The organism is Halorientalis brevis (genome assembly GCF_023077655.1).
In genome coordinates this window covers 101161-127870 of record NZ_JALLGV010000001.1, presented here as the reverse complement: position 1 = coordinate 127870, position 26710 = coordinate 101161, and the positions used below count along the sequence as shown (strand labels likewise).

Sequence of the window (26710 nt, the reverse complement as noted above, 5' to 3'; positions counted from 1 at the left end):
AGTAGTCGAATCAGTGAAAAAATACCGGAACGTTACGTCCAGCGATCCAGGCCGGTCTGGACTGTCGCGTCCTCGATGCGTTCGAACCCGCGTTCCACCTCGTCGGCCGCGACGCCCCACTCGTCGACGACGTACTCGCGGGCCGCACTCAGTTGCGGTTCGATCTCGGTCTCGAAGCTCACGTCGTCCGTGACCGGCGGGTTCAAAAACAGGTCGCGGATGCGATCGGTGTGCTGGATGTGGACGTTGCGAGCCTCGAAGACGCCCCAGATGTCGCCGTGTTCTTTGACCGCTTTCACGGCGGTCTTGGGGCCGATCCCGGAGATGCCCTCGTTGAAGTCCGTCCCGCAGAGGATGCCGATGTCGACCAACTGCTCCCAGGTGACGTCGTGTTTGTCGAGAGTCGCGTCCAGTTCCATCAGCTCCGGGTTGCCGCTGGACGTGAGCTGTCGGAGGGTCAGGGGCGAACCGAAGAGCAACGCGTCGTAGTCTTCGGTCCCGGCGTAATCGACGCTCCCCGTGCGTGCCATGTGGGCCGCCTGGGCTTCCCCTTCTGCCGGCGCGTCGACGACTGGGATATCGAGCAGGCCGAGCAGTTCACGGGTCGTCTCGACGATGGTGTCGGTCAGCCGTTGCGTTCGGGATTCGAGCGTCGCGACGGTTTCTGCGTCCCCTTCCTCGCGGGCGGCTTCGAGCTGTTCTTCGTACCGTTCGCGCTGTTCTCGCCGCTTTTCGACCTCGTCTTCCTTGAGGTCGGTGACGCCGCCGTCGAAGACGAACACGGGCGTCACGTCGTGCTCGAGGAACTTCGGGAGGCCCTGGACGACGCCGATGAGGTTGGCCACTTCCTCGCCGTCGGTCGTCGTGTACGCCGACTCGCGCGTAAAGCGGACCGTCGTCGTCAGATACCGGTACAGCCAGTTGTGGGCGTCGACCGCGACGACCGACCCCGCCAGGTCGTCGTACGCCACGTCCTCGATGACCGCGATGTCCCGCAGATCTGCGTTTCCCATTGGCGTCCCGTACGAGCGGCCACCGTTTGAATCTCCCGACAGGACGCTACTGCGGGACGTCTACGACCCTCGGCGGCGTCGACTCGGTTCGCTCGGCCAGAAACGTCTCCTCGGCGTCCGAGAGGTCACGCTCGCGATACACGTCGAGTCCGGCCCGATACGCATCAGGAGATCGCGCGCTGGGGAACGCCAGTACGAGTTCCGCGACGCCCGTCTGCTCGCCGGTGTAGCCAAAGCCCGCGCGGTAGAGCGCCTCGAACGCGAAGGGGTTGTTCACCCCGATCTTGACGGTGTCGTAGCCGCGGTCCCGCGCACGCACGGCGACGAACCGGGCCAGCCGCGGGCCGATCCCCTCGCCGCGGTTGTCCTTGTGGACGGTGATGTAGCGGAGCCAGAGGGCGTCGGCGTCGGTGCGGTCCTCGTTGAACGCGACGGCGGCGACGAGGCGGTCCTCCCCGTCGACTCGCTCCCGTGCGACGGCCTTGCCGGTGTTGGTCATCACGAACTTCCCGGCGTAGCTGAACTGTTCGTGGTCGAGTCGCAGCTTCGGACCGTCGGGGGGCCACCCCAGGACCGCGTACTCCATACTGGTTCCTGTCGCCGCCGGCGCTTCAAGACTGTGACCCAGTACTGAAGGCGGTCCCGGCCGGTGTTCGGGTATGGCACAGCCCGAGAGAGGTGCGCCGTCTCGAACCGGCGACATCTCCGTGTTCGACCGGCTCTCGCCGCTGTACGACCAACTCCGGCCAGCGACGGACCCGTCGACGCTCGCGCCCGGCCTCGCACGCGCCGAGCGCGAGATCGAGCGCGTTCTGGACGTGGGTGGCGGCTCGGGGCAGGGCGTCCGGGCGCTCGACGTCCGGGAGGGAATCGTCGCCGACGCTGCCCCCGGCATGTTGCGACGGGCGAAACGACACGGCCTGGGGGCAGTCGCTGCTGACGCCAGTCGACTCCCCTTCGCGGCCGAGAGCGTCGACGCCGTGATCGTCCTCGACGCGCTCCACCACATGGCGAATCCGGAGTCCGTCGTGGCGGAAGCTGCTCGCGTCATCCGACCCGGCGGCGTGCTCGTGATTCAGGAGTTCGATCCGACGAGGCTTCTGGGGCGAGCGCTCGTCGCCGGCGAACACCTTCTGGGCATGGATTCGGTGTTCTTCGCGCCGGGCGACCTGGAGGCGATGGTACGGGGCGCGGGACTCGCGGCGACGATTCCACGCACGGGATTCGAGTACCTGGTCGCCGGGGTGAAGCCACGATAGACCTGGCACGCCGAAGGCGAGACACACAAGTTCCGTCGGTCCGAACGGCGAGCTATGAGTTCCGTGGCCGAGTGGATCAGAGACCGCGTCGACACCTCGCGGACGACGGTAGGACTGTTTGCTGGCGACGTGGCTGCGATCACGTTGTTCGTCGTTCTCGGCGAGCTCAGCCACGGGATCGATCCAACAGCTGTCCCCGGGTACGTCATCACGAACACGCTGTCGCCGTTTCTCGTCGGCTGGCTGCTGGTGTCGATCCCCGTTGGAATGTACGGCCCAGCGACGGACGACTCCCGCTCGAAACTTGCACTCCGCACCGCGGGGGCCTGGTTCCTCGCCGACGTCGTCGCGCAAGTGATCCGTGCGACTCCCTACATCAAGGGCGGCGCGAGTCTGGAGAACATCGTCGTGTTCGGTCTCGTCTCCTTCACCGTCGGCGGCACGCTGCTGGTGTTCTGGCGGGTCGGAACCGCAGTCGTCACGGCGCGGCGGCGGTCGACGGCGCTCGCGTGACGAGATACGCGCCGAGCCCCGAAGCACAGGCCGCCAGCCCGGCGAGCACGACGAACAACTGGTTCGCCGAGAAGTAGGTCAACATCGTCCCCGCGACGACGGCACCGAGGGCACCGACGCCGAACACGCCGAGGTACGTGAATCCGTAGGAGAGTCCGCGTGCGCCGGCGGGCGTGTATTCGGCGACGCTCGCCTGGTAGAACGGCTGGACGAAAAACAGGAAAAAGCCCAGCAGCGCTGCGACCGGAAGCAGGGCGAGCAGTCCGAACTCGGCGGCCGGGAGGAACATGAGCGCGACGACGGCCAGCGCGGCGAACCCTGCGAGGATGCCGTACTCCGGGCGCCCGCGGTCGGTGAGCTTGCCGGCGACGTACTGGCCGAGCACGCCGACCATCAGCAGTCCGACGTAGACGTAATCGCCCGGTTCGTAGGTCTGGCTGCCGATTTCGACGGGCGTCAGCGCGGGCACGTTGTGCAGGAGTTCCGGCAGGAACGTGAGTGCGCCGCGGTAGTAGAGCCCGGAGAAGAACGTGACGGCGAACACGACGGCGAAGGCGCTGGCGAACAGCGTGCGCGCAGTAGAGACGAACTCCCCCAGCGATTCGACGCCGCTCCCGGCGCGTTCGTCGCCGCCACCGTCAGTGGCCGCGACTGCGGCGCGCTCGTCGATGTCCACTCGGACGGCGAACGCGGCGGCGACGACTGCCGGAATCGTCAGCAGGCCCGCGACGAGCCGCCAGTCGAAGGTCACGAGCAGGAGGATCGTCAGGAGCGGGCCGACTGCGATGCCGACGTTGCCCGCCATCCCGTGGTAGGCGAAGGCGCTGCCGCGCTGTTCGACCCCGCGGCTGATGAGCGACAGGCCGGAGGGGTGATAGACGCTCGCTGCGACGCCCCAGATCGCCAGTGCGAGGCCGATGAACGCCGGCGTCGGCGCCACGGCGAGCACCAGGAACGACGTGCCCATCCCGAGGAGACAGGCCGTGATGAGCACTCTGGCGTCGATGCGGTCGACGAGGACGCCACTTGGGAGTGCGCCCAGACCGAACAGGCCGTACCCGACCGCGACGAGCGCACCGAGCGTCGCCTCGTTGACGGGGAACTGGACGAGTCCGAGGTCGATGACGGCGAACTCCGAGAGCCAGATGGGGACCAACACCGGGATCGACAGCTCGTAGGTGTGGACCATCGCGTGTGCAACCATGACGAGTCCGACGATGGACCGGTCGTTGCTGTTCACACCACGATGTTTACCGTTGGACCGCTTGAACGCGTCGGTTCAGCGGAAGAATAGCCGGTCCTATGGCACCAAACGAAGAAGCGACGGTCGATGCCTCGTCTCGAGGGAGTGACCTCAGAGAGGCTGATGGGCCGCTATTTCGGTGTGTTCACCGACGTCGGGTCCCCGTCTCAGCAGTGTTCCGTGATCGAGACGGCCACGCTCGTTTGAATCCACGCTTTGTGGTTTTCGCGGTCGTAGATTACGAACTCCTCTTCGCCGATGTTGAGTTCGGCGTATCGCTCGTCAGTGCTGGTGCCTGCAACGTCGTCGTGGTCCGTATTGTGGATGCTCATGGGTGAATGCTGCGGGTTGCGTGCCGCCTCGTTACCTCCGTGTAAACATGTCACACAATATTGTATAAAGGCAACTCCCCAATTATCATCGCAGAAAATAGAAGAACAGCCACTGTAACGGGTGCTGCCGGGACTTTCCACATATAATATTGTTGTGGTCAGTTCAGACTTCAAAACAGGGGCGCGGGGCACGCTCGCCTGAGTCGATTCAACGTTTTCATCGGGTCCGTCGGATCGAGATCGTCCCGCTAAGTGGGGATTCACCGTCGGAACGGGGTTGCGATAGCTGGGCTTACGATTCTTCGCCAGTACCCACCCGACTGCTGTCTGGCGGTTTCGATCTCATAACTTATGGAGATTATATCAGTATATCACTCAAAATCCTCAGAGTAAATATTCGGTGCCTACGCGAAATACTATACAGTGCCTATGGGAAACACTTATACCGATACCAATCGTATCTTCAGACACATTATGACGGGATATTATGACCTTATTCTCGGGCTCATTCCACTGGCGTTGGCAGGGATCACTGGCGCACTCAGTGTCGTGGGCCTGAGTCTGACGACCGCCGTTCCGCTCGCCTCCGTAGTTGCACTGGGCCTCGTCGGCCACGCGATGTTCGTGAACGCTCCCGTCAATACGCCGGTCGAGCCGCCGGTCGAATCGCCGAACAGACAAGACTCGACGTTCTCTGCGGATTAACTCCCTCACTTCTAAGATGCCTTCCGACGAATCGGAGGGCATGAGTGACGACGCTGCAGTCGAGGCACTATTCCTCAGAAGCGACGAACTAGCAGATCTCGCAACCCCCGCCGAATACGTCGACGCCGTCCGCGACGGTTACAGACAACGCGGCGAGGGTGCACCGGCCGAACCGCGGACGAAACTCCTCAACGAGGACCCCCCCGGATTCTTCACCAGTTACCTCGCCATCCTCCCCGAGACGGGGGCGATGGGGAGTTACACATACGGTGCCGGGTTCGGCGCTCGCGACGCGCACTTCATGCTCTCGCTGTACGACGCCGAGAGCGGCGAGCCGCTGGCCCTGCTGGACGGTGCGAGCCTGAACCCGTTCAAGACGGGTGCCGCCGGCGCCGTCGGCATCGACGCGCTCGCAAATCCCGAGGCTTCCTCGCTCGCGATCATCGGCAGCGGCGCACAGGCCCGTGGCCAGCTCCGGGCCGCGGTGACCGTTCGAGACCTCGACCGCATCGACGTCTACTCGCCGACGAAGGAGAGTCGCGAGTCGTTCGCCGCCGAGATGAACGAACAACTCGACCCGACCGTGGCCGCCGTCGCCTCAAGTGCGGCCGCCGTCGAGGGCGCGGACGTCGTCATTACGGCTACCAACGCGAGCGAACCGGTGTTCGACGGCGACCTGCTCGAAGACGGGGCCCACGTGACTGCGATGGGGCAGTACGACACACAGAAGCGCGAGGTCGACGCGACCACGATCGAACGCGCGAAGTACGTCCCCGACCTCCGTGACCGCATTCACCAGGACGCCGGCGCGTTCATGCAGGCCGTCGAAGAGGGCGTCGTCACTGAGGATCACGTCCACGCCGAACTCGGCGAAGTCGTCGCCGGACACGCCCCCGGTCGAGAACGCTCCGACGACGTCACGTTGTTCGACAGCGGCGGCACGGCCATCGAGACAGTGGCCGCAGCGTACATGCTCTACGAGAAAGCCGTCGAGCGAGGACTGGGGGAACCCCTGGCGTTCGCGCGGGCGAGCGACGCGCTGACCGGTCGCTGAGCCGACTGCTGCTTCTACAGATACGTCGCCAGGCCGATCGCTTCCAGCAGGGGAATCCCGCTGGCGAGCGCGCCGACGAGGTAGCCGGCGATCGTCCCGCCGTTGAGCAGCGGGAGTCCGGCGTGGGCAGTGCCTTTCAGCACCATCCACAGCAGGACGGCGAGACCGACGAGCGTTCCGAGCATCGCAGTCAGCGCCGGCAGCGTCACCGTCAGGCCGGCGAGCCCGAACGTCGGGATTCCTGCCGGCGAGAAGAACGCGGCGCTGGCGACGAGCACGGTGGGAATCACGGCGTCGCCGAGGCCGATGAACAGCGCGTCCCGGTCCATCGGGTCGGCCTCGATGTCGTCGGGAGCCGCGTCCGCGTCGGCTGCTGAATCCGTTTCGTCGGCTCGCTCGTCGCCGCCGTTCGCTGCCGCCTGGTCGCCTTCGTCCGCCGGGTCCGGCATGTCCGCCGACAGGAACGAGTACGACAGCGTGAGCGGAACGACGAGGACGATCGGCACCTTGAGGTCCATCACGCCGGAGGCGAGCGTGAGCATGTGCTCGGTCCCGTAGACGCTAATCGCGTCGTAGATCGCCAGGACGGTCAACAGGAGGATGGCGGGCAGGAGTCCGAAGCTGATGCCGAACAGCCCCGCGGCCCCGGCGCCCATCACGACGCCCGACGCGTCGATGACGTACCACTCGGGATAGGCGTAGAGGGCGACGCCCAGCAGGAGCGACGCGGCCACTGCCGCGACGTTCAGGCCCCCGTACGTGACCAGCGGCGGCACGACGACGCTGAACACGTACCACGAGAGGTAGACCCCGGACGCGACGATGAACGCCCGGATGAGCCGCTCGACGTTGTACCGGAAGATGAGGAGCATGAAGACCGTGGCGACGAGAATCGCACCGACGTAGACGAGACTGTTCGTCGGGTCCTGTGGGTTCTCGACCGCCTGATAGCCGGCCTGTTTGAACGGCTCGACGAGCGCCAGCGAACCGAGCTGGACGAGCAGAAAGATGACCCCGATAAACGCCGAGGCCAGGAGGGCTCGCGTGCGTTGATTCATACCTGCTTCTCTTCGCGGCTCTGATTTCAGGATTGCGAACCGGGAACCAAGCAGGGCTGGCGCTCGCTCACCGGGCGTACAGCGGTTTCCCGAACAACGTCGGCAACCGAACGTCCTCGTTCGGCGAGACGGCGACGAACGGTCGGTCGACTGGCCCGAACACGTCCACGACGCGGCCCACGTCGTTCAGGTTTTCGTCGACGACGTCCATGCCGAACGCCGGGTGGTCGTCGTCGGGGCAGCGCACCACGGCGAGGTTCTGGGCGGTGCGAACCACTTCACCGACGCGTTTCATGACCGGAGGACGTCGAGGTAGGCCGCGACGGCGCCGAGCAGGTCGCTCTTGGTCGCGTCGTCGGCGTCCTTGACGAGGACGCGCCCGCGTGGCTCCCACTCGCGCGGGTACTGCTTGTCGCGCTCGATCTTCGAGTCGTACCCCACCTGTTGGACGGCTTTGGCGATCTCGTCGACCGTCGGCTCCGATACCGCGAGGTTCTCGCTGACCCGCCGCCCCTCCGAGCGGGTCAGGTCCGCGTCCAGAAAGGCGGGCCAGATGACGTTTTCCACCATATGTGTCCCTCAACTGCCCGCGGCTTAAGGGGTTTTCTGGTCTGTCCGTCGATTACGACCGGCGTGCGAGCAGCGCGACGGCCAGCAGCGCGGTCAGGGCGACGCCGGCGCCGAAGCCGGGACCGCTGGAACTGGTCTGGGTCGTCCCCGTCTCGTTCGGCGTCGTCACGTTCGCCATCGTGACCGACTCGTTGGCTGCGGCCAGTTCGTTCGGATGCCACTGCTTCGCGAGGCGCGTCAGCGGCACCGTCACGCGCGGCCCGGGCTGGCTGATGTAGTCAGGGTTCAGCTCGACGATCTGCCCCTCCTGCATGGCCGTCGTCTCGTTGTAGGCGTTCGCCTCCGGGAGCGACGCGTGGCCCGGATAGACGAGCCACTCGGGGTTCTGATCGACGGCTACCTCGGGGCTGAGCTGCCCGTAGCCGGTGATTCCAACCTCGGTGGCGACGTTGTTCCCGCCGGCCGTCTCGACGACGTCGTCGATGTGCGTCTCGCTGCCGGCGGTCATCCCGAAGAAGTAGTACAGCACCGTGGGCCGCTGGTCGGCCTGCTCGGCGGCGTGCTCGACCGTCTCGACCTGGAGGCGGAACTCGTTGGCCCGTTCGGTGCCGGCGCTGCAACTCCCGACCAGTTCGCCGACGGTTTCGAGGTTCCCCGCGATCTCGTCGAGCGACTCGACTTGCTCGAAGTGATACACCGTGAGTCCCGCGCGCCGCAGTTCGCGAACCGTCGCGGGGTCCGTGATGTTCGACGCGAGCACGACGTCGGGCTGGAGGCCGACGACCTGCTCCGTGTTGACGCTCAGGTCCTCGTTTTTGACGTTCGTCTTCCCGCTCCGGTCGTCGAGATACGAGGTGTACTGGGTCTTGGGCATCCCGACGACGCGATCCTGCGCGCCGATCTCCCAGACGAGCTGTGCGTCGCTCGGCTGGAGGACGACGATACGTTCGGGTTTCGAGTCGATCGTCACCTCGGTCCCCGTCGCGTCCGTCGTCGAGACCGGGAAGGAGCAGTCGGACTGCGCGGGCGCCGTCGCCCCGAGTCGGTCTGCGGGCCCAGTGCTCGCGTCGGTCGCTGTGGCGATTCCACCTGCACTGACGCTCACGAGGAGGAGACAGATCGTGAGCGCTGTCGCGCGTATTGTCATCGGTCAGTAGCTCGGTTCGTATCCAATAAATATTTGCATACTGCAACCAAGGTTGTAAGTCGTGCACAGGGGTGTCCGGACGGCGCTGTTGTCGGGCGGCCTCCTGCTACTCGTGGTTGCCGTGATGCTCGGCAGCGCGACGGTGGGACCGGTAGCGATCGGACTACCAGTCGTCGCGAAGGCCGCACTCAACGCCCTCGGAATTCCCGCTGGACTGTCCGTTTCCATCGAGCCAGCCCGGACGCTCTGGGTGACATTGCCAGTTCCCGTTCCGGACGTCCACTACGTCTACCCGTTCTCGTTTGCCGTCCCGGGCGCGAGCGAGGTGATCGTTCGACAGGTCCGGCTGCCGCGCATCGCGCTGGCGGCGGTCGTCGGATTCGCGCTCGCCGGCGCCGGTGCGGTGATGCAGGGCTTCTTCCGGAATCCCATGGCGGACCCGTCGATCATCGGCGTCTCATCGGGGGCGGCCGTCGGTGCCGTCGCCACGATCGCGTTCCCGCTCGCAGTGCCAGTCGGCCTCCAGCCGGCCGCCTTTCTCGGCGCACTGGCCGCCGCGTTCGGCGTGTATCTCATCGCTAACGACGGTGGGCGAACGCCCGTCGCGACGCTGCTGCTGGCCGGCGTGGCGGTCCAGACGCTGCTCGGTGCTGCCGTCTCCTACATGCTGTTGCACGCCGGCGAGAGCATGCGACAGGCCGTCTACTGGCTGATGGGGCACCTCCACGCGTCGACCTGGGCGGAAGTCGAACTCACGTTCCCCCTGGCGGTGCTGGCGTTCGCCGTCCTGCTCGCGTACGCGCGGGATCTGAACGTCCTCCTGCTCGGCGAGGTCGACGCTCAGACGCTCGGCATCGACGTCGAGCGGACCAAGCGAATCCTGCTCGCGCTCTCCAGCGTCATGACCGCTGCGGCCGTCGCCGTGGCGGGAATCATCGGCTTCGTCGGGCTCATCGTGCCCCACGTGATGCGGCTGCTGGTCGGTCCCGACCATCGCGTCCTGTTGCCGACGAGCGCTCTCGCCGGCGCGGCGTTCCTCGTCGCCACCGACACGCTCGCGCGATCCGGGCCCGCCGAGGTCCCCGTCGGAATCGTCACGGCGGCGCTCGGGGCGCCCTTCTTCCTCTATCTCCTGCGGACCCGGGAGGTGCACGCGCTGTGATCGCCGTCGAGGACGTGACGGTCACACGCGGCGACCTCCCGGTGCTGGAGGGCGTCTCGCTTTCGGTGTCGGAAGGGGAGTTCGTCGGTGTGGTCGGTCCCAACGGCGCCGGCAAGACGACGCTCCTGCAGACCATCAACGGCGTCCTCACGCCCGACGCCGGCACTGTCACCGTCGGTGGACTGAACGTCCACGAAGAATCGGCTCGCGCCGTGAGCCGGCGTGTCGCGACAGTCCCGCAGGAGGCCACCGTCGGCTTCGAGTTCAGCGTCGCCGACATCGTCGAGATGGGGCGGACGCCCTACGCGTCGCGCTTCGGCAGCCCCGAGTACTTGACCGATCACAGATACGTCCAGCGCGCACTGGACCGCACCGACACTGCGCAGTTCGCGGACCGGTCCATCCGCGAGGTCAGCGGCGGAGAGCGCCAGCGAGTGCTCCTCGCCCGCGCGCTCGCGCAGGACGCTCCGACGCTCGTCCTCGACGAACCGACAGCGAGCCTGGACGTCAACCACCAGGTTCGCACCCTCTCGCTGGTGGCCGACCTGGTGGCTGAGGGGAAAACCGCCATAGCAGCGATTCACGACCTGGATCTCGCGGCCCGGTTCTGCGATCGGCTGCTGCTCCTGTCCGACGGCTCGCTCGTCGCCCGGGGCTCACCAGAGACGGTCCTCGACAGCGAGTACCTCGACGCCGCTTTCGAGACGACGACGGCAGTCGGGATCGACCCCGTCACCGGCACTCCTTCGGTCACGGCGATGGACGACTCGTGTGCGCGCGAGGGCCGCGTCCACGTCGTCGGGAGCGGTGCGATCGGTGCGCGCGTCCTGTCCCGGTTACACCAGGGCGGATTTGACCTCACCGCCGGACCGCTGCCGCGCGGTGATCTCGCACTCGAAACTGCACGCGGTCGGGACGTCGAGACGATCGCAGTGCGGCCGTTCGAGGCGCTCGAACCGGCGACCGAGCGCCGACTCGATTCGTTCGTCGACGAGGCCGCCGTCACCGTGGTCGCCGACCCGCCGCTGGATCCGAGTGGTGCGATCCTGGACGCAACAACCACCGCCAATACCTTGGTCGTGGTCGACCCAGAATCGGTCGTTTCGCCGATGGACGACGAGGATACCGCGCAGTACGATCGGTTGCGAGAGCGCGGCGTCGTGACTGATACAAAGTCAGTTCTCGAAACAGTGGTCACGGCGACGGCAGGGCAGGAAGTCTCTTCCGACGACTGACCCGGATCAGCCGGTTGTGCACTCGGTCTCCCTCAGGTGTCGGGATCGCAGCTCGTCGGAGGGGCCGTTCGAGTGGCCGGCAATTGCCCGAGCCAGCGGACTGGTCTCAGGTAAGCTGGACTTACCACAGTCGGGTGGAGTGAAGCGTCGAAGGTCGGTTTTGCGTGGCACGCGAAGGGAGAAGGCAATGTCCGGCAGCAATGGCAGGGGGCTTCTGTCAGGTAGCCACAGCAGACTCCTCGGGGCGGTGGTCACGGTGGTGGTTCTGGGCGTCGTTCTCATCGGGTCCGCGACGGCGATCGGCGTGCTCGGGATGCCGCGGGTAGCCGGTATCGACAATCACCTCGTCGGTGCGAACCAGACGACGACGACGGTCCAGTCGGACCTGACCGTCACCAACCCGAACCCGTTTCCCATCCCGCTCCGGCGGGCGGACGTCGCCTACACAGTGTACATGAACGGCATCCCGGTCGGTGACGGCCAGGAATCCGGCGTCTCGCTCCCGGCTGGTAACTCGACGGTCGAACTCCGGACTGGCCTGGAGAACGACCGGGTCGTCGAGTGGTGGCGCTCGCACGTCCGCCGCGGTGAACGGACCAACCTCACGGTCAGTGCGACGCTCCAATCGGCACGGCTGGACGAATCCCTGTCGCGCCGCGTCGCCGATCGCACGGTGCGGACCGACGTCATCGGCGCGTTCGAGACAAACGAGACGGTTCCGGTGAACGCCAGTCGCGAGGTCGTGTCCGATCCGGTCCTCTACGTGAACGAGACGAACGCACAGTGGGCCAACGTGACCCGGAACCGGACCGTCGTCCGGACTGAACTCCGAGTTTACAATCCGAAATCGTTCGCCGCCCCCGTCACCGGCGTGACGTACGACGTCGGGATGAACGGCGTCGCCGTCGCCAACGGCTCGACGGAGAACCTCACGGCGATTCCGGCCAAGTCACACCGGAACGTGACCGCTCGAGTGGTGATCGACAACGGCAAACTCGACGAGTGGTGGGTCACGCACGTCGAGCGCAACCAGACGACGACCGTCAGCGTCGATTACGCCGTCGGTCTCGACCTCTCTGCGTACGGCTACGGAAACCGGACGGTATCACCGGACCCGATCAACCGAACGTTCCACACCGACGTGTTCGGAAAGCAAAAGAACGGAACCACGCTCGCGTTCGACTGAGGGCGAGAACGGCGAGTCCGACTACTCCGCGAGTGCGGTTTCCAGTCGGTCGACGAGGTCCTCGTTGCCGACGTGGACCGGGACGCGCTGGTGGAGTTCCGTCGGCTCGACCTCCAGCAGCGACTGCGTTCCATCAGACGAGCGCCCGCCCGCGCATTCGATGATGTAGCCGATGGGGTTGCCCTCGAACTGGAGACGGAGCTTACCGTTCGGCGCTGACTCCAGCGCTGGATAGGCGAAGATACCGCCGTACTCCAGGACCTGGCTGACGTCGCCGATCATCGCCCCGCCGTACCGGAGCTTGAGTTCCTGTTCGACGTCGTCGACGTACGAAGCGAAGTCGTCGGGCCAGTCCGGTACCCGACCACCGAAGCCGTACACGACGGGGTCGTCGGGGAGTGTGACGTCGTCGTCGACGACGCGCCGTTCCGCGTCCGCTCGCGGGTCACTTCCCTCCCCGCTCGCGCTTTTCGAGGCGCTTCGCGCCTCGCTGTCGATCACGTACTCTTTGACTTCGCCGTCCCGTGCGACGACCATGTTCGTGATGGGGCCATAGAGGACGTACGCCGCGGCTTTCAGGTGTTTCCCGGCCGCAGGCAGCGGCTCGTCGTAGATAGCGACGATGGTCCCCATCACGTTGTTCGATTTGAGGTTCGAAGAGCCGTCGAGCGGGTCGCAGGCGACGTGCAGGTGTCCGCCATCGTCGGCCTCGACGATGTCGTCCCGTTCCTCGCTGGCGTAGCTCGCGACCGCGTCGATTGCGAGCAGTCGGTCCTCGATGAGTTGGTCGGCGTGGATGTCCGCCGCCAGCATCTGCTCGCCCGAGGGGTTCTCGTCGGTCTCGTACTCGCGACGACCGGTCAACCCGGCTCGCACGTCGGGAGCCGTCTCGGTCACCACGTCGAGAACCGCCGTGATGGCGTCGCTCATCACTCTGCTTCGGGTGCGGCTGCTTCGGCGGCGTCGAGCGCTTCCTCGACGGTGCTCTCCTCGAAGATGACCTTCTCCAGGGCGTCGAGGATGCGTTCGGGGTTCTCGCGCTGGAAGATGTTCCGACCGACGGCGAGGCCGGCCCCACCGGCGTCGATGACGGACTTGACGTTCGAGAGGAACTCCTCGTCGGAGCGCTTCGAACCGCCGGACATGACGACCTTGGTCTTGCCGGCCACGCGGACGGTCTCCTCCATGGCTTCCTTGCTGCCGGGGTACTTGACCTTCGCCACGTCGGCACCGAGTTCGAGGCCGAGGCGCGCGGAGTACGCGATGCTGTCGGGTGTGTTCGCGTTGCGCAGGCCCTGGCCGCGCGGGTAGGACCACATGACGCTGGCCATGCCGTAGTCGCGGGCTTTCTCCTGGGCCTCACGCCACTCCTCGACCATCTCGATTTCGTTGTTCGAGCCGCCGTAGACGGTGAAGCCGATGGAGTCGGCACCGACCTCGTGGGCGTAGTCGACCGACCAGTTGACCGCCGAGTCGGGTTCCCCGCGCCAGAGGTTGGACGTGCCGTTGAGCTTCGCCAGCAGATTCACGTCGTCCTCGTAGGAGGGATAGTAGGCTTCGGCGATGCCCTTCTGGACCGCGATGGAGGTGACTGCGTCGTGGGTCGCCACGTCGAAGACGTGTTCGGGGTTCGCACTTTCCGGGACGTCCTCGAAGTCGACCGGGCCGTGTTCGAGGCCGTGGTCGTACGCGAGAATAAGCACCTTCCCATCACGGGTCAGTGGACTGTCGTCGATAGGGATCATTACATCATTTGCTCCCCCACGTTCGCTAATAATCTTGTTGGACCCTCTCGGCGAGAAATGTATCCGGATCCGAGTTTCGAATCGGTGTGCCGACCTGTGGGCGGGCGAGGTGCTTCGATACCCAGGCGTGAGCGGAGTGGCTACACTGTTCTTGCGGGAACTGCAGGACGGACGCCAGGCTTACGCTACCGCGAGTGGTGAATCCATCCATGAACACGACCGACGACATCGATACGATCGGCGTAGTTGGCGCCGGGACGATGGGGCACGGCATCGCCCAGGTCGCCGCGACCAGCGGCTACGAGGTGGTGATGCGGGACGTAGAGCAGGACCTCGTCGACGAAGGGATGGCCGGAATCGTGGACAGCCTCTCGCGATTCGTCGACAAAGACGAACTCGGTCAGGACGAGGCCGACGCCGCCCGTGACCGAATCACGGGCACCACCGACCTCGACGCGCTCGCGGACTGTGAGTTCGTCGTCGAAGCAGTTCTGGAAGACATGGACGTCAAGCAGGACGTGTTCGCCGATCTGGACGAGATCACCCCAGACGACGTGGTCCTGGCGACCAACACGAGCACGCTTTCGATCACGTCGATCGCCAGCGTGACTGACCGTCCGGAGAACGTCGTCGGCCTGCACTTCATGAACCCCGTCCCGCTGATGGAGGGCGTCGAACTCGTCGTCGGGGAGCGAACCGATCCCGGGGTCGTCGAGTTGGCCCACGACCTCGCCGAATCGCTGGGGAAGACCACCTGGGAGTCCGACGACAAGCCCGGATTCGTCACGAACCGCATCCTGATGCCTTGGCTGGCAGAAGGCATCCGGGCGTTCGACGAAGGCGTCGCCTCCAAGGAAGACATCGACCGGGGGATGACCCTCGGGACGAACGTCCCCATGGGACCGCTGACGCTGGCCGACCACATCGGGCTGGACATCTGTCTCGACGCCATGGAGACGCTGCACGCGGAACTCGGCGACCGTTACCAGCCGCCCTATCTGCTCAAACGGAAGGTCGAGGCCGGCGACCTCGGGAAGAAAACCGGAAACGGATTCTACGACTACGAGGACTGATTATTTCGACTCAGCTCTCTGCCGACTCCTCGTCGGGTCGCGGGACTGGCGCAGGATGGGTCCACAGGTCGATGCCGACGGCGACCCACGCGGCGCCGACGGGCAGCGTCGCCACCAGCCCACCGACGTTTTCCAGCCCGATGTACGAGAAGTAGGGCGTCAAGATCGCTGCAGCGCCGAGCGCGTATCCCGGATACGGGCGAGCAGTCAAAACATACCCGACAACCAGCGCCACCAGCGATGGGACGAACACGAGCACGCCGATCCCGCCGGCGGCCAGCGAGAGCAGGTCGGCGGTCGCCCCTTCCGCCGCGCCCCGTCCGGTCGAGAGGTACGTGAGTCCCACGACGCTGAGAGCGGCAAACGTCAGTCCGATCACTGCGCCGACGCCGCCCCACCGTCGCCACCGACCGGCCACGGGGCGATCGCGGAGCACCAATCCGAGCAGGCCGGCGACCAGGCAGACGGTCGCGACGGCGGTCAATCCCGGTATCACAGCCCGCTGTATCCACAGAGGGGAGAACGGGTCGGGATGGAACACGTACGAGTCCGTCTGCGGAACCCCGTACCACCGACCGGGGACGGCGACCAGGACCGAGAGGACGCCGCCGAGGACGGCGACGAGACCGAACAGCCGAGTGCGCTGCTCGTTCACGGTCAGTCACCTCCACCGCTCGTCGACTGCGTGCCGACGGCTGCGACCGTTCCGCCTCTCGTGGTGGCGACCATCGCTCCGTCCAGGAGTGCCGGGGGCGTGGGCCACCCGCTCGGTTCGCGCTCCCCGTGCAGTGCCCACAGCGCGTCACCGAGGTCGCTGGTGAACGCGACGATGCTCTGCACCGAGGAGGGCCCGCCGCTGGTGGGGACGACACCGAACGCGAGGTCGCTGGTGGCAGCGACCACCGCGCCGCTGCCGACGTCCGAACACCACCGGGAACGCGGTTTCTTGCCGTCACGCCTGTCGAGCGCGAAGGTCGCCGCGCCAGCCTCGCCCGGTTGTTCCACTACGTAGATGCTGTCCGGCGTGACCACAGGGGTCTGGAGTTCCCGGTAGTCGCCCCGGCTGAACGTCCAGGCGATCTCACCGTTCGCGAGGTCGATCGCGTGGAGGCCACCGCTGCCGTTCCCGACGAAAGCAGTTCCGTCGGCGACGACCGCGTAGGTGTGGGCGTCGACCTCGGCTCGCCACCGCTGCTCGCCGCTGGCCGCGTCGACGCCGACAGTCGCGCCGTCGACTGGCAGCACCACAGTCCCGTCGCTCACCGCGGGCGGGTCCTGCGACGCCTGCCACGAGATGGACCGGCGCCAGCGTTCGCGGCCGTCGCTCGTCGCGAGCGCGACCAGCGTCTCCTCGCCGGCCGCGTACACCGTGTCACCTACGACCGTCGGCGATCCCGCACCCGAGAGCCCGTCGGTCCGCCAGCTGACGCGTCCGTCCGAGCCGTCTAACGCGAAGACGCCGTCGGTCGTGCCGACGTAGACGCTCCCGTCCGACCCGACGGCCGGCGTGGCCGTGTTCGCCTCGTATTCGTAGAGGGTGTCTCGGGTCGTCGGCGAGATCGAGGGACTTCGCCAGCGAGGCGTGCCGGTCGTGACGTCGAGTGCGTGGACGCGGGCGCTGTCGGCGACCGCCACGGTCCCGCCCCGGACGACCGGGCTGCTCGCCGAGAGTCCGCCCGCGTCCGTGTCCGGAAGCGGCAGGTCGGTCCGCCACCGGAGCCCAACCTCTTCGGTCGGGGGCCCCGTCTCGGTGTAGCCGCTGTTCGCGGAATCGGCGTGCAGCCCCGGCCAGGAACCGCTCGGGGCCCCACCGAACGGTCCCACTGGGGAGTCGCCGAGGTCGATTCGCTTCTCGGGTGTCGGGTAGCCAGAGTCCGGACACGACGAGGAACAGCCCGCGAGCAACGCGGACCCGGCGAGCGCCGCGCCACCAGTTTTGAGGACGTCTCGTCGGCGGAGGGACGGCATTGCGGAGACGCACTCGGTGCTCAGATAAAAAGACACCTGACTGAAGCAACGGTTCGAGCCGCGCCGTAGCGGGACCCCGTCGGCGAGTCCTGATCGCTACGCCTCTTCGAGGGCCTGTTCGAGTGTCCTGAGATCTGCCGCCAACGACTCGAACTCTTCGGTGACGTCGTCGCGATCGCCGAACTGCCGTTCGGCTCGCACGCGGGTTTCTTCGGCGTCGTCGCGCAGCGATTCGAGCTCTGCCTTGAGCGCGTCGCGGCGGTCGAGGAGTTCAGCGACCTGTTCCGCGAGTTCGTCGATGTCGGCATCGCCGACGAGGTCGTAGTCGTCGTAGAGGCCGTCGCCGATCGCACCGTGGCCTGCACCAGTAATCTCGTAGACATCGCCTTCGGACGCTTCGGGGCTGGTCACGAGACCGAGGGTATCGAGTTGTTGGCAACGATTTTCTGCTGCGTCCCGATCGAGTCCGGTGGTCTCGACGACGGTTTCGACCGTCGCACCGTCGGCCTCGTCGATGGCCTGGAGTGTGACGATGGCCTCCCAGTCGAGGACGTCCTGTAGTTCCGATAGCGTCGGTGACATTCGTATCGACGCCGAGGACTGCCGGCCGGGTAAGCGTTTTCGAGTCGGAACGATACATTGACGGGGCGGGTCTCAGTCGGTCACTGCTGGCTGCGTCTCCGAATCGTACATGAGCTCCCCGCTGACGAACGCCTCCGTGCGTGTATCGTTCGGGTCCTCGAACAACTGACTCGGCGGCCCGACCTCGACGACTTCGCCGTCGTACAGGAACGCCACGCGATCTGAAATCCGCTCGGCCTGGTGCATGTCGTGGGTCGCCACGATCACGCCGACTCCCCGGTCGCGCGCCCGGAGGACGGCGTCCTCGAGAACTGCCGTGTTCCGCGGATCGAGGTTCGACGTGGGCTCGTCGAGCAGCATGACGTCGGGATCGACGGCGAGCGCCCGCGCGAACGCGACTCGCTGGGCCTCACCGCCGGACAGCGACAGCGCGTTCTGGTCCGCCTTCTCCACGAGGCCGACGGTATCGAGCGGCTCCCGGATCGAATCCGGGAGCGATCCGTTCCGCGTCGATCCGAGGAGTTGGGCTTTGATTCGCTCGCGCCAGGATCGACGCACGTGCAGTCCGTATCGCACGTTCTTCGCGACCGGCGCGTTGAACAGACTCGGTTCCTGAAACACCATGCTCAGTCGGCGCCGAATTGACAGCCGGTCGTCCTCTGAGAGCGACCAGATGTCCCGATCGTTCCACTCTATCGTGCCACTGTCCGGCCGCTGGAACAGCGCCAGGAGTCGCAAAAGTGTCGTCTTCCCCGTTCCAGACGGTCCGACGACGGTGAGCACCTCGCCCGGAGTCACTTCCAGCGAGATGTCTCGTAGCACGGACTCGCCGCTGAAGCCGACTGCGACGTCGCGTGCGCGAAGACTCATGACGTCCCCCGTCCGCGACCCTGACTACGTATCCACGATCCAAGGCCGTTGACCCCCAGTACCAGGAGTAGCAGGATCGCTCCCAACACGAGCCCGATCTCGTAGCGACCCTGGCGGGCTTCGACGGTGATCGCAGTCGTCAGCGTTCGGGTGTACGACTGGCCGTCGCTGAACACGATGTTTCCGCCGACGATGAGGATCGACCCGACCTCACTGATCGCGCGTCCGAAGCCGGCCAGCACGGCCGTGACGATTCCGTAGCGTGCTTCCTTGATGACGACGAGGCCGACGTCCAGTTTCGTCCCGCCCATGGCGAACGCAGCGTCACGGATGGGTTGGCCGATGCTCTCGACGGCTGAGAGGCTGATGCTCATGATCACCGGCGTCGCGAGGATGAACTGCGACGCGATCATGGCCTGTGGCGTGAACGCGAGTTGGAGATCGCCGAGCGGCCCGCTGTTCGAGAGCGTCATGAGGACGACCAGCCCGACCACGACGCTCGGGAACCCCATTCCGGTGTTGATGACGGCAGTCACCACCCGTTTCCCGGGGAAATCGGTGAACCCGATCACGAGTGCGATGGGCAGACTGACCAGGGTGCTCAGTCCCACGGCCGTGACGCTCACGTACAGCGACACGACGACGATGCTGACGATGTATCCCCAGCCACCCTCGGGAAGCAGCTGTAGGAGCGTCATCAGCTCAGAAATCCGCGGGTACCTGTTCGTCGACCCAGTAGAGGAACTGCTGGTCTCTTCGGGAGAGGCTCTGTGCCTGTTGGGCGGAGTAGCCCTGCGGGACGTACTCTCCGAAGGTCGGCTCTTCGCTGACCGCGTTCGGGAAGAACAGCTGTGAACCGTTGGCGGTGTAGTTCTCGATCATCGACTGGCCCTTCGGACTCGTCAGGAAGCCGATGTACGCCATCGCCGCCTGGTAGTTCACGTTCTCGTACTTCGCGGGGTTGACCGCCATCACGCCGTAGGGATTCTTCAGGAGGACCGGACCGCCTTTGAGCGGGCCCTGGACGTGGATGACCAGCTCGATCTCGTCTTTCATCGAGAGGTACGTCCCGCGGTCGGCCAGCGTGTACGCGCCGGTCTGGCTCGCCTGGGTGAGCGTATCGCCCATCCCCTTTCCGATCGCCTGATACCACTGGCCGCTCGGGTCGACGCCGGCCTCGTCCCAGATGATGAGCTCTTTCTTGTTCGTCCCCGAGTCGTCGCCCCGAGAGACGAACGTCGACTGCTCCCGAGATATCGTGTTGAACGCGTTCGTCGCGCTTCCCATACCGTTGATTCCGGCCGGATCGTTCTCCGGGCCCACGATGACGAAGTCGTTGAACATGACGTCGCGCCGGTTGACACCGAACCCGTCCTGCATGAACTCGTCCTCGGCGTTCCGCGCGTGGACCAGAATCACGTCGGCGTCACCGTCCCGCGCCGTCCGGATACTCGCTCCCGTCCCCTTCGGGATCGTCTTCATCGTGATACCGTACTTGTTCTCGAACACGGGATTCAGCTCGCCGAGCAGCCCGGTATCGTACGTGCTGGTCGTCGTCGCGAGCACCAGCTCGTCGTCGCCGATGGCCCCGGACCCCTGCTCCGTGGTGGTGTCGTCGTTGCTCGGAAGGCTACACCCAGCGAGTCCGAGTGCTGCCCCGGCCCCCGCCGCTTGCAGAAACCGCCGTCGATGTATCGGCATAAGTATAACGGGCTTCTGCAGGTATTTAACCTTTTCACTGAGAAAGCGACGATCGGTTTCGGGACCGCGCTCAGGCGCCCGTCACGTAATGGATAGCAGTTTCGGAGTAGTGTCTGAGACGGGTCGTCTTTTCACCACCACGACATTCGACTCGCCGGTGATTTCGCTGGAGTCTCCCGTGAAAGAGCACAAGGCTGAGTACGCTGGCACCTGAGAGTCGACCAGATGGCGACCAAGACGGACACCCGGTTTCCGGTCGGCACGCTCGGCAGAGGGTCGATAGCTGCGGCTGTCGTCTCCGTCCAGATCGTCGCGTTCGCCGTGGCCTACAGTATCGGTCGCCCCACGTGGTACGCCCTGTTTCTGGTCGTCAGTGCTGCTGGGTTAGGCGTCGCCAGTCGGGAAGGACCGTTCGGCGTGGCGATGGCGACGCTCGGGAGCGTGCTCCTCGTCGCGCTCGGACTGCCGCTGTTCCTGTTTCTGGCGCGCCAGTCCCCGTCGCTCGTCGCCGAGAAAGCGGCGGACCCGGCCGTCCACAGAGTGCTGTACCTCGGCGTGTACGCGCCGTTCCTGGCGGCCGCCGTGAGCCTGCTCTTCGGCGTGCCGCTGGCGTACCACCTCGCCCGCGGGTTCCCCGGTCAAACGCTCATCGAGAGCCTGGTCGACCTCCCGCTGGTCGTCCCCCACAGCGTCGCCGGCATCATCATCCTCTTCGGGTTCGGACAGGGCGGCGCGTTCCCGGGACAGTCGATCCTTGGCACGCTCCCGGGGATGGTGCTCGCACTGACGTTCGTCAGCGCTCCCTACGCCGTCAACGCGGCTCGCGAAGCGTTCGAGGCCGTCGACGACCGGCTGGAGTACGCCGCGCGCGTCCACGGCGCGAGTCCGTGGGAGACCTTCCGTCGGGTCACCGGTCCGCTGGCCGTCCGCGGGATGGTCACGGGCGGCGTCCTCGCGTGGGCGCGCTCGGTCTCGGAGTTCGGTGCCGTGGCCGTCGTCGCCTACAGCGTCGAGTTCTTCTATCCGGTTCAGGGCGAGCAAGTGGTCGCCCAGCACGCCCCCGTGTTCGTCTACAACACCTACCTCCAGGGCGGCTTAGACGAGAGCGGTGCCGTCGCGGCGCTCCTGTTGGCCGTCTCGGCCGGCATCTTCCTGCTCGTCAGGTGGCTCACGAACGACGCCAGCAGTTCGCGGGGGATGCCATGATGCTCGACATCGACGTGGCAGCGTCGTTTTCGGCCGACGGAGCCGATCGGTTCGACGTGGCTGCCGACTTCGAGGTGGAAGACGGCGAGACGGTCGTCGTCCTCGGTCCGAGCGGGAGCGGAAAGACGCTCCTGCTGGAGACGGTCGCGGGCTTTCACGATCACACCGGTACCGTCCGAAAGAACGGGACGCTCGTCTCCGACGAGCCGCCCGAGACTCGCGACTTCGGCTTCGTCTTTCAGGACTACGCGCTGTTTCCCCACATGACCGTCACCGAGAACGTCGCGTTCGGCACGTCCTACCGGGAGAGCGATCGTGACCCGGAGCAGTTGTTGGCTGATCTCGGCGTGAGCGATCTGCAGGATAGGTATCCACCCACGCTCTCGGGTGGCGAGCAACAGCGCGTCGCGCTCGCGCGTGCGCTCGCGGTCGATCCCGAAGTGCTGTTGCTCGACGAACCGCTCTCGTCGCTCGACGTGCCAACCAGGCAGTCACTCCGTGCAGATCTTCAGGACGTGCTGGCGGAGGTGACAGCCATCTACGTCACCCACGACCGCACGACTGCACGTGCGTTGGCGGATCGAATCGTCGTGATGAACGACGGCGAAGTCGTCCAGACCGGGACGCCCGAAGCGGTGTTCTCACAGCCAGTGTCGCCGACCGTCGCCAGATTTACCGGCAGCAATTGCGTGTCGCTCGCGGAGACGCCGGAACTGGTGGCCGCACTGGGGCTCCAACCAACGGCAGACGAGACACACGCCGCCATCCGCCCGGAAGACGTCATTCTCGAGCGTGCCGATCCGGACCTCACTGGCACCGTCGACCGCGTCACCAGGGAGGAGACCGCTTCGCGGGTCGTCTTGACGCTCGCTGACAGTACCACGACCATCGAAGCCTTCGACGACGCACCGCCTGAACCGGGTAGCACCGAAGGGATCTCGTTCCCACGTGACAAAATCACGCTTCTCTGACAATTTCTTTGACAGGGTAATTATATAAGTTGTCCGTGGCTAGCTGACCGTATGAGCGGCGAGTTACTTTCGACTGGTATCGACGAGTTAGAAGACATCTTGTACGTGTTCTCGGTGGACGGTGACTTTCTGGAGTGGAACGAACAGTTACCCGAGATAACCGGCTACGACGACGAGGAACTCGGGTCGATGGAGCCGAGGGAACTGTTCTCCGGTGACGATCGGGAGGCCGTCGACGAAGCCATCGAGACGGCGATAGACGAGCGACGCCGGAGCGCGGTTCAGGCCAAGCTCGAAACCAAGGGTGGCAAAGAGATGGTCTACGAGCTGTCGGCCGCGCCGATCGAACGCGACGGCGACCTCGAGGCGATCGTCGGGATCGCCCGGGACATCACGGATCGGCTCGAAAACGAGCGTCGACTGCGTGAGATGGCCAACGAGATCAGAGACCTCTCGATGCCGGTCGTCGAGATCTGGAGCGGCGTCATCCTGACGACCATCGTCGGCTCGCTGGACACCCAGAAAGCCGAGAGGTTGACCGAAGACCTGCTCCAACAGATCGTCGAGGTGGAAGCGGCAGTCGCGCTGATCGACATCACGGGCGTCTCGGCGCTGGATACGGCGACGGCCCAGCACCTCATCGACACCATCAACGCCGTCAACCTCCTCGGTGCGAACGTCGTCATCACGGGGATTAGCCCCGACATCGCGCAGACTCTCGTGCAACTGGGCGTCGAACTCAACGACATCGAAACGCAGTCGTCGCTGATGGAAGGCCTCCGCGTCGCGCTCTCGTGGCAGGGAGTGGACTTCAACTGATGGCCGAACAGTCGACAGCGGTCACGCAGGTGTTCGACGTGCTGGTCGCGACGTTCCCGACCCGGCCGACAGACCAGGCCGTCGACGAGCTCCAGCGAGACGTCCTCGAAACGATGGAGACAGCCCAGCCACGTGGCGTCGTCCTCGACATTTCCGAAGTGACGACGCTGGACTCGTTTTTCGCCCGGGTTATCTCCGAGACGGCGAGCATGGTGTCGCTGATGGGCGGCGAAGCGATCGTCGTCGGGATGCGTCCGAGCGTCGCGATCACTGCGGCCGAACTGGGTTTCGATCTCGGCGAGATCGAAACTGCCCGCAGCACGGACCACGCGCTCTCACTACTCGGGATTCAGGCGGACGTCCCGGAGGAACGCAATGAATGAACGGACGGAATCAGCGGCCCAGCTAGATGGGTTCGATGGAGACGTCCTCCGTTCGGGGTCCGTCCAGATTCAGTCGGAAAACGACATTCTGCAGGCGCGAAAAACGGCACGGGAGATCGCCCAAGAGATCGGGTTCAGCATTACGGACGTGACCCGGACGGTGACTGCGGTCTCGGAACTCGCACGGAACATCCACCTCTACGCCGACGAGGGCGTCATGGAGTGGTCCGAGCTACAGGACGGCTCCAGGTCGGGGATCGAACTGACGTTCGACGACGACGGCCCCGGAATCGACGACGTCGAGGGCGTGTTGCGCGCCGAGTACTCGACGTCCGACGGCATGGGCCGCGGTATCCAGGGGACGAAAAAGCTCATGGACGAGTTCGGGATCGCCAGCAGCGCGGCCAAGGGGACGACGGTCACGATACGGAAGTGGCTCAAATGACTGCCGACGTCGACACCGAACGGACGGTCCGGGAAACGGTAGCCCAGGACGGGGACGAGGTACTCGTCCGCAAGGCCGCCGAAGACGTGGCGACTGACGTCGGATTCGACGAGACGGGCGCCGCGGAGGTCGGCATCGTCGCCGCGGAGCTGTCGACGAACGTCCTCAAACACGCAGGTACCGGCGAGGTGACGATCGAGCACGTGACGGACGACGACCGAGACGGCGTGCGGATCGAGTCCCTCGACGCGGGACCGGGGATCGACGACGTCGATGCGGCGTTCGCGGACGGAGCGTCGACGGTCGGCACCCTCGGGCGTGGACTCGGGGCCGTCAACCGACTCATGGATCAGGTGACGGTGGCAGCACCCGGGGAACCCGACTACGGAACGCACGTCGTGGCCGACCGGTGGCTCCGACCAACGTACGAGGCGACCACTCCGTGTCCGCTGGGGTTCGGTGCCGCGTCCCGCCCGAAGTCACCGGGGACGTCCAACGGCGATAGTTTCATCATCAAACGCTGGAACGATACGGCGCTCGTCGGCGTCATCGACGGTCTGGGACACGGACCGAAGGCCCACGACGCTGCGATAGCAGCCAAAGGGTACGTCGAGCGCCACTACGATCGGTCGATGGAGTCGATCTTTACCGGGACCGAGCGCGCCTGCCGGGGGACGCGTGGGGTCGTCATGGCCCTCGCTCGCTTCGACTGGGCTGCAGAGTCGGTCACGTTCGCGAGCGTCGGGAACATCAATTGCAAGGTTGACGGGCCAGCGGACCTGAGTATCGTGCCGCGGCGGGGCGTTCTCGGCAGTAACGGCCCCGATCCCGTCGTCACCACCAGCTCGTGGACGCCAGACTCTCGAATGGTCCTGTTCTCCGACGGGATGGTCTCACACTGGGACTGGGCGGAGTACGACGCTCTCTTCCAGGAACCGGCGACAGTCACGGCACGGAAGTTACTCGCGCAGTTGGGAAAGGACCACGACGACGCCACGGTCGTCGTGGCGACGGCTGGGCCGGACGAGCCCGTACCGGAGTCGTGACGCGGATACGCAGCGCTCGTGACGAGGCTGGAACGATTCCGGATGCTTTACTGTGCTCGGACGAGGGGCAAGTATAGGACGAATGTCGGATACGACGGACGATCTCGGGGATCGACTGACGGCTGCCGCGGAGGAGCACGACGGCACAGTCGCTGACCTCCTGACGGACGCTGCCGAACAGATCACTGCCCAGCGCGACCAGGTGTCGGAACTCCGGGCCGAACTGGAAGAGACGAACGAGGGGATGGTCGCGTTGACGCTCGAACTGGAGGAAGCAGAGGAACGGTATCGGTCCCTGTTCGAGAACGCCGTCGAAGGGATATACAAGACGACGCCCGATGGCCACCGCTACGTCATGGCGAACCAGTCGATGGCCGACGTGCTCGGATACGAATCACCGGCAGCACTGCAACGGGCAGTCAGCGACGTCAGCGAGGACGTCTTCGTCGACCAGGACCGGTTCGAGGAGTACAAAGCGGCGCTCCGTGAGGGCGAGGCACTCGAAAACTTCGAATACCGGGTTCGGCGGCGGGACGGCGAGATCCGGTGGGTGTCGGACAACGCGAAACCGCTGTACGACAAAGGTGTCTGCTCGGGATTCAGGGGCGGTGTCATCGACATCACCGAACTCAAAGAGTACGAGGAGCGCCTCGAAACGCGCAACGAGGAACTCGAAGCGCTCAATCGCGTCGTCAGACACGACATCAGCAACGACATGCAGATCATCCGGTCGTGGGCCGAACGGCTGGAGCGGCTCGTCGGTGAGGAGGGTGAGCGAGCCATCGAGAACATCCTCACCACGAGCGATCACATCATCAGTCTCACGGACGACGCACGCGAGTTCGTCGAGACGCTTACCGGGCCCGAAGAGCCCGAGATCGAACCGGTTTCACTGGACGAGATGCTCTCGTACGAACTCGAACGCCAGCGCGACGCCCACGAGGACGCGACGTTCAGGCTGACGACCGAGGTACCGACCGTGAACGTCACCGCAAACGAGATGCTGAGTTCGGTGTTCAGGAACCTCCTTCAGAACGCCGTCCAGCACAACGACACCGACGACCCGACCATCGAGATCACGTGTGACGTTCGGGACGAGACGGTCGAACTCCGGTTCGCGGACGACGGGCCGGGCGTCCCGGACGAACGTAAAGAGCAGATCTTCGGAAAGGGCGAGCAGTCAATCGACAGCGAGGGAACGGGGATCGGCCTGTATCTTGTAAACCAACTCGTCTCGAACTACGGTGGAGACGTGTGGGTGGAGGATAGAGAGGGACGCAGTCCCTCAGGAAACCGGCCGCAGGCCGGTGACAGATCGGAGCTTCGCTCCGCAGGCAGTCGGCCGCAGGCCGGTGACAACGAGCCCCGCGGGGCGGTGTTCGTCGTTCAGTTGCCGCGGGCCGACTCCTGAGACCACCGGCCCT

General features: G+C 65.5%; 31 protein-coding genes. 15 read left to right on the top strand and 16 right to left on the bottom strand.

Annotation, left to right across the window (positions count from 1 at the left end):
- Nucleotides 1-32: 32 nt before the first annotated feature.
- Nucleotides 33-1013: a flap endonuclease-1 gene (gene fen, locus MU553_RS00710; RefSeq protein ID WP_247373271.1), complete on the bottom strand. Its 981-nt coding sequence runs from the start codon at nucleotides 1011-1013 to the stop codon at nucleotides 33-35.
- A gap of 46 nt (nucleotides 1014-1059) precedes the next feature.
- On the bottom strand, nucleotides 1060-1599 hold the full coding sequence (locus MU553_RS00705; RefSeq protein WP_247373256.1) for a GNAT family N-acetyltransferase: 540 nt from the start codon (nucleotides 1597-1599) through the stop codon (nucleotides 1060-1062).
- Between the two features lie 73 nt (nucleotides 1600-1672).
- Between MU553_RS00705 and MU553_RS00700 the strand changes: the two genes are divergently transcribed.
- Entirely contained in the window at nucleotides 1673-2272 is a 600-nt protein-coding gene (locus tag MU553_RS00700; RefSeq protein WP_247373254.1) for a class I SAM-dependent methyltransferase, read from the top strand.
- Nucleotides 2273-2326: 54 nt separating this feature from the next.
- Entirely contained in the window at nucleotides 2327-2785 is a 459-nt protein-coding gene (locus MU553_RS00695) for a DUF3054 domain-containing protein (protein ID WP_247373251.1), read from the top strand.
- Here MU553_RS00695 and MU553_RS00690 read toward each other — a convergent pair.
- Nucleotides 2751-3989 (bottom strand): MFS transporter, encoded by a 1239-nt coding sequence (locus MU553_RS00690; RefSeq protein WP_282594109.1) that lies wholly within the window; start codon nucleotides 3987-3989, stop codon nucleotides 2751-2753. The two genes, MU553_RS00695 and MU553_RS00690, sit on opposite strands and share 35 nt — an antisense overlap.
- Nucleotides 3990-4195: 206 nt before the next feature.
- Nucleotides 4196-4360 carry a DUF7331 family protein gene (locus MU553_RS00685; RefSeq protein ID WP_247373240.1) on the bottom strand — a complete coding sequence of 55 codons (165 nt, stop codon included), beginning with the start codon at nucleotides 4358-4360 and terminating at the stop codon, nucleotides 4196-4198.
- Nucleotides 4361-4834: 474 nt separating this feature from the next.
- Here MU553_RS00685 and MU553_RS00680 point away from each other — a divergent pair, with 474 nt between their 5' ends.
- Both MU553_RS00680 and MU553_RS00675 read left to right on the top strand, forming a co-directional pair.
- Complete coding sequence (locus tag MU553_RS00680; RefSeq protein ID WP_247373239.1) at nucleotides 4835-5065, top strand: DUF8015 family protein; 231 nt, start codon at nucleotides 4835-4837, stop codon at nucleotides 5063-5065.
- A 40-nt stretch (nucleotides 5066-5105) separates the two neighbouring features.
- A complete protein-coding gene (locus MU553_RS00675) occupies nucleotides 5106-6119 on the top strand; it encodes an ornithine cyclodeaminase family protein (protein WP_247373238.1) in 1014 nt (337 codons plus the stop codon).
- 14 nt (nucleotides 6120-6133) lie between these two features.
- Here MU553_RS00675 and MU553_RS00670 read toward each other — a convergent pair whose 3' ends face one another.
- The 4 genes from MU553_RS00670 to MU553_RS00655 form a co-directional block, all read right to left on the bottom strand.
- Nucleotides 6134-7177, bottom strand: coding sequence for a presenilin family intramembrane aspartyl protease PSH (locus MU553_RS00670; protein ID WP_247373237.1), 1044 nt, complete (start codon nucleotides 7175-7177; stop codon nucleotides 6134-6136).
- 67 nt (nucleotides 7178-7244) lie between these two features.
- Nucleotides 7245-7472 (bottom strand): H/ACA ribonucleoprotein complex subunit GAR1, encoded by a 228-nt coding sequence (locus MU553_RS00665; RefSeq protein ID WP_247373232.1) that lies wholly within the window; start codon nucleotides 7470-7472, stop codon nucleotides 7245-7247.
- Nucleotides 7469-7747: a signal recognition particle subunit SRP19 gene (srp19, locus tag MU553_RS00660; protein ID WP_247373230.1), complete on the bottom strand. Its 279-nt coding sequence runs from the start codon at nucleotides 7745-7747 to the stop codon at nucleotides 7469-7471. Before srp19 ends, MU553_RS00665 begins: the two co-directional genes overlap by 4 nt.
- A gap of 52 nt (nucleotides 7748-7799) precedes the next feature.
- Complete coding sequence (locus MU553_RS00655; RefSeq protein ID WP_247373228.1) at nucleotides 7800-8894, bottom strand: PGF-CTERM-anchored ABC transporter substrate-binding protein; 1095 nt, start codon at nucleotides 8892-8894, stop codon at nucleotides 7800-7802.
- A gap of 61 nt (nucleotides 8895-8955) precedes the next feature.
- On the opposite strand from MU553_RS00655, the gene btuC reads away from it, so the two are divergent.
- From btuC to MU553_RS00640, 3 genes are all read left to right on the top strand, one after another.
- The gene (btuC, locus tag MU553_RS00650; protein ID WP_345893338.1) at nucleotides 8956-10056 is read left to right on the top strand and encodes a vitamin B12 ABC transporter permease BtuC; all 1101 of its coding nucleotides are present in this window, start codon (nucleotides 8956-8958) and stop codon (nucleotides 10054-10056) included.
- Nucleotides 10053-11291, top strand: a complete 1239-nt coding sequence (locus MU553_RS00645) for an ATP-binding cassette domain-containing protein (protein WP_247373226.1) — start codon at nucleotides 10053-10055, stop codon at nucleotides 11289-11291. The genes btuC and MU553_RS00645 overlap by 4 nt, the downstream gene beginning before the upstream one ends.
- A 187-nt stretch (nucleotides 11292-11478) precedes the next feature.
- Nucleotides 11479-12477, top strand: coding sequence for an LEA/WHy family protein (locus MU553_RS00640; protein WP_247373212.1), 999 nt, complete (start codon nucleotides 11479-11481; stop codon nucleotides 12475-12477).
- Between the two features lie 21 nt (nucleotides 12478-12498).
- Here the strand turns inward: MU553_RS00640 and MU553_RS00635 are convergent, their stop codons facing one another.
- Complete coding sequence (locus MU553_RS00635; protein WP_247373199.1) at nucleotides 12499-13407, bottom strand: class 1 fructose-bisphosphatase; 909 nt, start codon at nucleotides 13405-13407, stop codon at nucleotides 12499-12501.
- A complete protein-coding gene (locus MU553_RS00630) occupies nucleotides 13407-14222 on the bottom strand; it encodes a class I fructose-bisphosphate aldolase (protein ID WP_247373197.1) in 816 nt (271 codons plus the stop codon). Before MU553_RS00630 ends, MU553_RS00635 begins: the two co-directional genes overlap by 1 nt.
- Before the next feature lie 209 nt (nucleotides 14223-14431).
- Here MU553_RS00630 and MU553_RS00625 point away from each other — a divergent pair, with 209 nt between their 5' ends.
- A complete protein-coding gene (locus MU553_RS00625) occupies nucleotides 14432-15295 on the top strand; it encodes a 3-hydroxyacyl-CoA dehydrogenase family protein (RefSeq protein ID WP_247373195.1) in 864 nt (287 codons plus the stop codon).
- 10 nt (nucleotides 15296-15305) lie between these two features.
- Here the strand turns inward: MU553_RS00625 and MU553_RS00620 are convergent, their stop codons facing one another.
- The 6 genes from MU553_RS00620 to MU553_RS00595 form a co-directional block, all read right to left on the bottom strand.
- The gene (locus tag MU553_RS00620) at nucleotides 15306-15950 is read right to left on the bottom strand and encodes a hypothetical protein (protein ID WP_247373180.1); all 645 of its coding nucleotides are present in this window, start codon (nucleotides 15948-15950) and stop codon (nucleotides 15306-15308) included.
- 2 nt (nucleotides 15951-15952) lie between these two features.
- Nucleotides 15953-17263, bottom strand: coding sequence for an outer membrane protein assembly factor BamB family protein (locus MU553_RS00615; RefSeq protein ID WP_247373178.1), 1311 nt, complete (start codon nucleotides 17261-17263; stop codon nucleotides 15953-15955).
- Between the two features lie 96 nt (nucleotides 17264-17359).
- Nucleotides 17360-17845 carry a hypothetical protein gene (locus MU553_RS00610; protein ID WP_247373166.1) on the bottom strand — a complete coding sequence of 162 codons (486 nt, stop codon included), beginning with the start codon at nucleotides 17843-17845 and terminating at the stop codon, nucleotides 17360-17362.
- 72 nt (nucleotides 17846-17917) lie between these two features.
- Nucleotides 17918-18715 (bottom strand): amino acid ABC transporter ATP-binding protein, encoded by a 798-nt coding sequence (locus MU553_RS00605; RefSeq protein WP_247373164.1) that lies wholly within the window; start codon nucleotides 18713-18715, stop codon nucleotides 17918-17920.
- Complete coding sequence (locus MU553_RS00600) at nucleotides 18712-19413, bottom strand: ABC transporter permease (protein WP_247373162.1); 702 nt, start codon at nucleotides 19411-19413, stop codon at nucleotides 18712-18714. Before MU553_RS00600 ends, MU553_RS00605 begins: the two co-directional genes overlap by 4 nt.
- Nucleotides 19414-19417: 4 nt before the next feature.
- On the bottom strand, nucleotides 19418-20416 hold the full coding sequence (locus tag MU553_RS00595; RefSeq protein WP_247373150.1) for an ABC transporter substrate-binding protein: 999 nt from the start codon (nucleotides 20414-20416) through the stop codon (nucleotides 19418-19420).
- 225 nt (nucleotides 20417-20641) lie between these two features.
- Between MU553_RS00595 and MU553_RS00590 the strand changes: the two genes are divergently transcribed.
- From MU553_RS00590 to MU553_RS00560, 7 genes are all read left to right on the top strand, one after another.
- Nucleotides 20642-21622 carry an ABC transporter permease gene (locus MU553_RS00590; RefSeq protein WP_247373148.1) on the top strand — a complete coding sequence of 327 codons (981 nt, stop codon included), beginning with the start codon at nucleotides 20642-20644 and terminating at the stop codon, nucleotides 21620-21622.
- Nucleotides 21619-22593, top strand: coding sequence for an ABC transporter ATP-binding protein (locus tag MU553_RS00585; RefSeq protein WP_247373145.1), 975 nt, complete (start codon nucleotides 21619-21621; stop codon nucleotides 22591-22593). The genes MU553_RS00590 and MU553_RS00585 overlap by 4 nt, the downstream gene beginning before the upstream one ends.
- A gap of 51 nt (nucleotides 22594-22644) precedes the next feature.
- Nucleotides 22645-23412, top strand: a complete 768-nt coding sequence (locus tag MU553_RS00580; RefSeq protein ID WP_247373143.1) for a PAS domain S-box protein — start codon at nucleotides 22645-22647, stop codon at nucleotides 23410-23412.
- Nucleotides 23412-23795: an STAS domain-containing protein gene (locus tag MU553_RS00575; protein ID WP_247373141.1), complete on the top strand. Its 384-nt coding sequence runs from the start codon at nucleotides 23412-23414 to the stop codon at nucleotides 23793-23795. Before MU553_RS00580 ends, MU553_RS00575 begins: the two co-directional genes overlap by 1 nt.
- Nucleotides 23788-24240 carry an anti-sigma regulatory factor gene (locus tag MU553_RS00570; protein WP_247373129.1) on the top strand — a complete coding sequence of 151 codons (453 nt, stop codon included), beginning with the start codon at nucleotides 23788-23790 and terminating at the stop codon, nucleotides 24238-24240. The genes MU553_RS00575 and MU553_RS00570 overlap by 8 nt, the downstream gene beginning before the upstream one ends.
- Nucleotides 24237-25286 carry an ATP-binding protein gene (locus MU553_RS00565; protein WP_247373127.1) on the top strand — a complete coding sequence of 350 codons (1050 nt, stop codon included), beginning with the start codon at nucleotides 24237-24239 and terminating at the stop codon, nucleotides 25284-25286. The genes MU553_RS00570 and MU553_RS00565 overlap by 4 nt, the downstream gene beginning before the upstream one ends.
- Nucleotides 25287-25368: 82 nt before the next feature.
- Nucleotides 25369-26697 (top strand): PAS domain-containing sensor histidine kinase, encoded by a 1329-nt coding sequence (locus tag MU553_RS00560; protein ID WP_247373125.1) that lies wholly within the window; start codon nucleotides 25369-25371, stop codon nucleotides 26695-26697.
- Nucleotides 26698-26710 lie beyond the last annotated feature (13 nt).

Coding starts and splice junctions, on each gene's coding strand:
- fen (WP_247373271.1), bottom strand. CDS start 1,013: ATGGGAAACGCAGATCTGCGGGACATCGCGGTCATCGAGGACGTGGCG.
- MU553_RS00705 (WP_247373256.1), bottom strand. CDS start 1,599: ATGGAGTACGCGGTCCTGGGGTGGCCCCCCGACGGTCCGAAGCTGCGA.
- MU553_RS00700 (WP_247373254.1), top strand. CDS start 1,673: ATGGCACAGCCCGAGAGAGGTGCGCCGTCTCGAACCGGCGACATCTCC.
- MU553_RS00695 (WP_247373251.1), top strand. CDS start 2,327: ATGAGTTCCGTGGCCGAGTGGATCAGAGACCGCGTCGACACCTCGCGG.
- MU553_RS00690 (WP_282594109.1), bottom strand. CDS start 3,989: ATGGTTGCACACGCGATGGTCCACACCTACGAGCTGTCGATCCCGGTG.
- MU553_RS00685 (WP_247373240.1), bottom strand. CDS start 4,360: ATGAGCATCCACAATACGGACCACGACGACGTTGCAGGCACCAGCACT.
- MU553_RS00680 (WP_247373239.1), top strand. CDS start 4,835: ATGACGGGATATTATGACCTTATTCTCGGGCTCATTCCACTGGCGTTG.
- MU553_RS00675 (WP_247373238.1), top strand. CDS start 5,106: ATGAGTGACGACGCTGCAGTCGAGGCACTATTCCTCAGAAGCGACGAA.
- MU553_RS00670 (WP_247373237.1), bottom strand. CDS start 7,177: ATGAATCAACGCACGCGAGCCCTCCTGGCCTCGGCGTTTATCGGGGTC.
- MU553_RS00665 (WP_247373232.1), bottom strand. CDS start 7,472: ATGAAACGCGTCGGTGAAGTGGTTCGCACCGCCCAGAACCTCGCCGTG.
- srp19 (WP_247373230.1), bottom strand. CDS start 7,747: ATGGTGGAAAACGTCATCTGGCCCGCCTTTCTGGACGCGGACCTGACC.
- MU553_RS00655 (WP_247373228.1), bottom strand. CDS start 8,894: ATGACAATACGCGCGACAGCGCTCACGATCTGTCTCCTCCTCGTGAGC.
- MU553_RS00640 (WP_247373212.1), top strand. CDS start 11,479: ATGTCCGGCAGCAATGGCAGGGGGCTTCTGTCAGGTAGCCACAGCAGA.
- MU553_RS00635 (WP_247373199.1), bottom strand. CDS start 13,407: ATGAGCGACGCCATCACGGCGGTTCTCGACGTGGTGACCGAGACGGCT.
- MU553_RS00630 (WP_247373197.1), bottom strand. CDS start 14,222: ATGATCCCTATCGACGACAGTCCACTGACCCGTGATGGGAAGGTGCTT.
- MU553_RS00625 (WP_247373195.1), top strand. CDS start 14,432: ATGAACACGACCGACGACATCGATACGATCGGCGTAGTTGGCGCCGGG.
- MU553_RS00615 (WP_247373178.1), bottom strand. CDS start 17,263: ATGCCGTCCCTCCGCCGACGAGACGTCCTCAAAACTGGTGGCGCGGCG.
- MU553_RS00610 (WP_247373166.1), bottom strand. CDS start 17,845: ATGTCACCGACGCTATCGGAACTACAGGACGTCCTCGACTGGGAGGCC.
- MU553_RS00605 (WP_247373164.1), bottom strand. CDS start 18,715: ATGAGTCTTCGCGCACGCGACGTCGCAGTCGGCTTCAGCGGCGAGTCC.
- MU553_RS00600 (WP_247373162.1), bottom strand. CDS start 19,413: ATGACGCTCCTACAGCTGCTTCCCGAGGGTGGCTGGGGATACATCGTC.
- MU553_RS00595 (WP_247373150.1), bottom strand. CDS start 20,416: ATGCCGATACATCGACGGCGGTTTCTGCAAGCGGCGGGGGCCGGGGCA.
- MU553_RS00590 (WP_247373148.1), top strand. CDS start 20,642: ATGGCGACCAAGACGGACACCCGGTTTCCGGTCGGCACGCTCGGCAGA.
- MU553_RS00585 (WP_247373145.1), top strand. CDS start 21,619: ATGATGCTCGACATCGACGTGGCAGCGTCGTTTTCGGCCGACGGAGCC.
- MU553_RS00580 (WP_247373143.1), top strand. CDS start 22,645: ATGAGCGGCGAGTTACTTTCGACTGGTATCGACGAGTTAGAAGACATC.
- MU553_RS00575 (WP_247373141.1), top strand. CDS start 23,412: ATGGCCGAACAGTCGACAGCGGTCACGCAGGTGTTCGACGTGCTGGTC.
- MU553_RS00570 (WP_247373129.1), top strand. CDS start 23,788: ATGAATGAACGGACGGAATCAGCGGCCCAGCTAGATGGGTTCGATGGA.
- MU553_RS00565 (WP_247373127.1), top strand. CDS start 24,237: ATGACTGCCGACGTCGACACCGAACGGACGGTCCGGGAAACGGTAGCC.
- MU553_RS00560 (WP_247373125.1), top strand. CDS start 25,369: ATGTCGGATACGACGGACGATCTCGGGGATCGACTGACGGCTGCCGCG.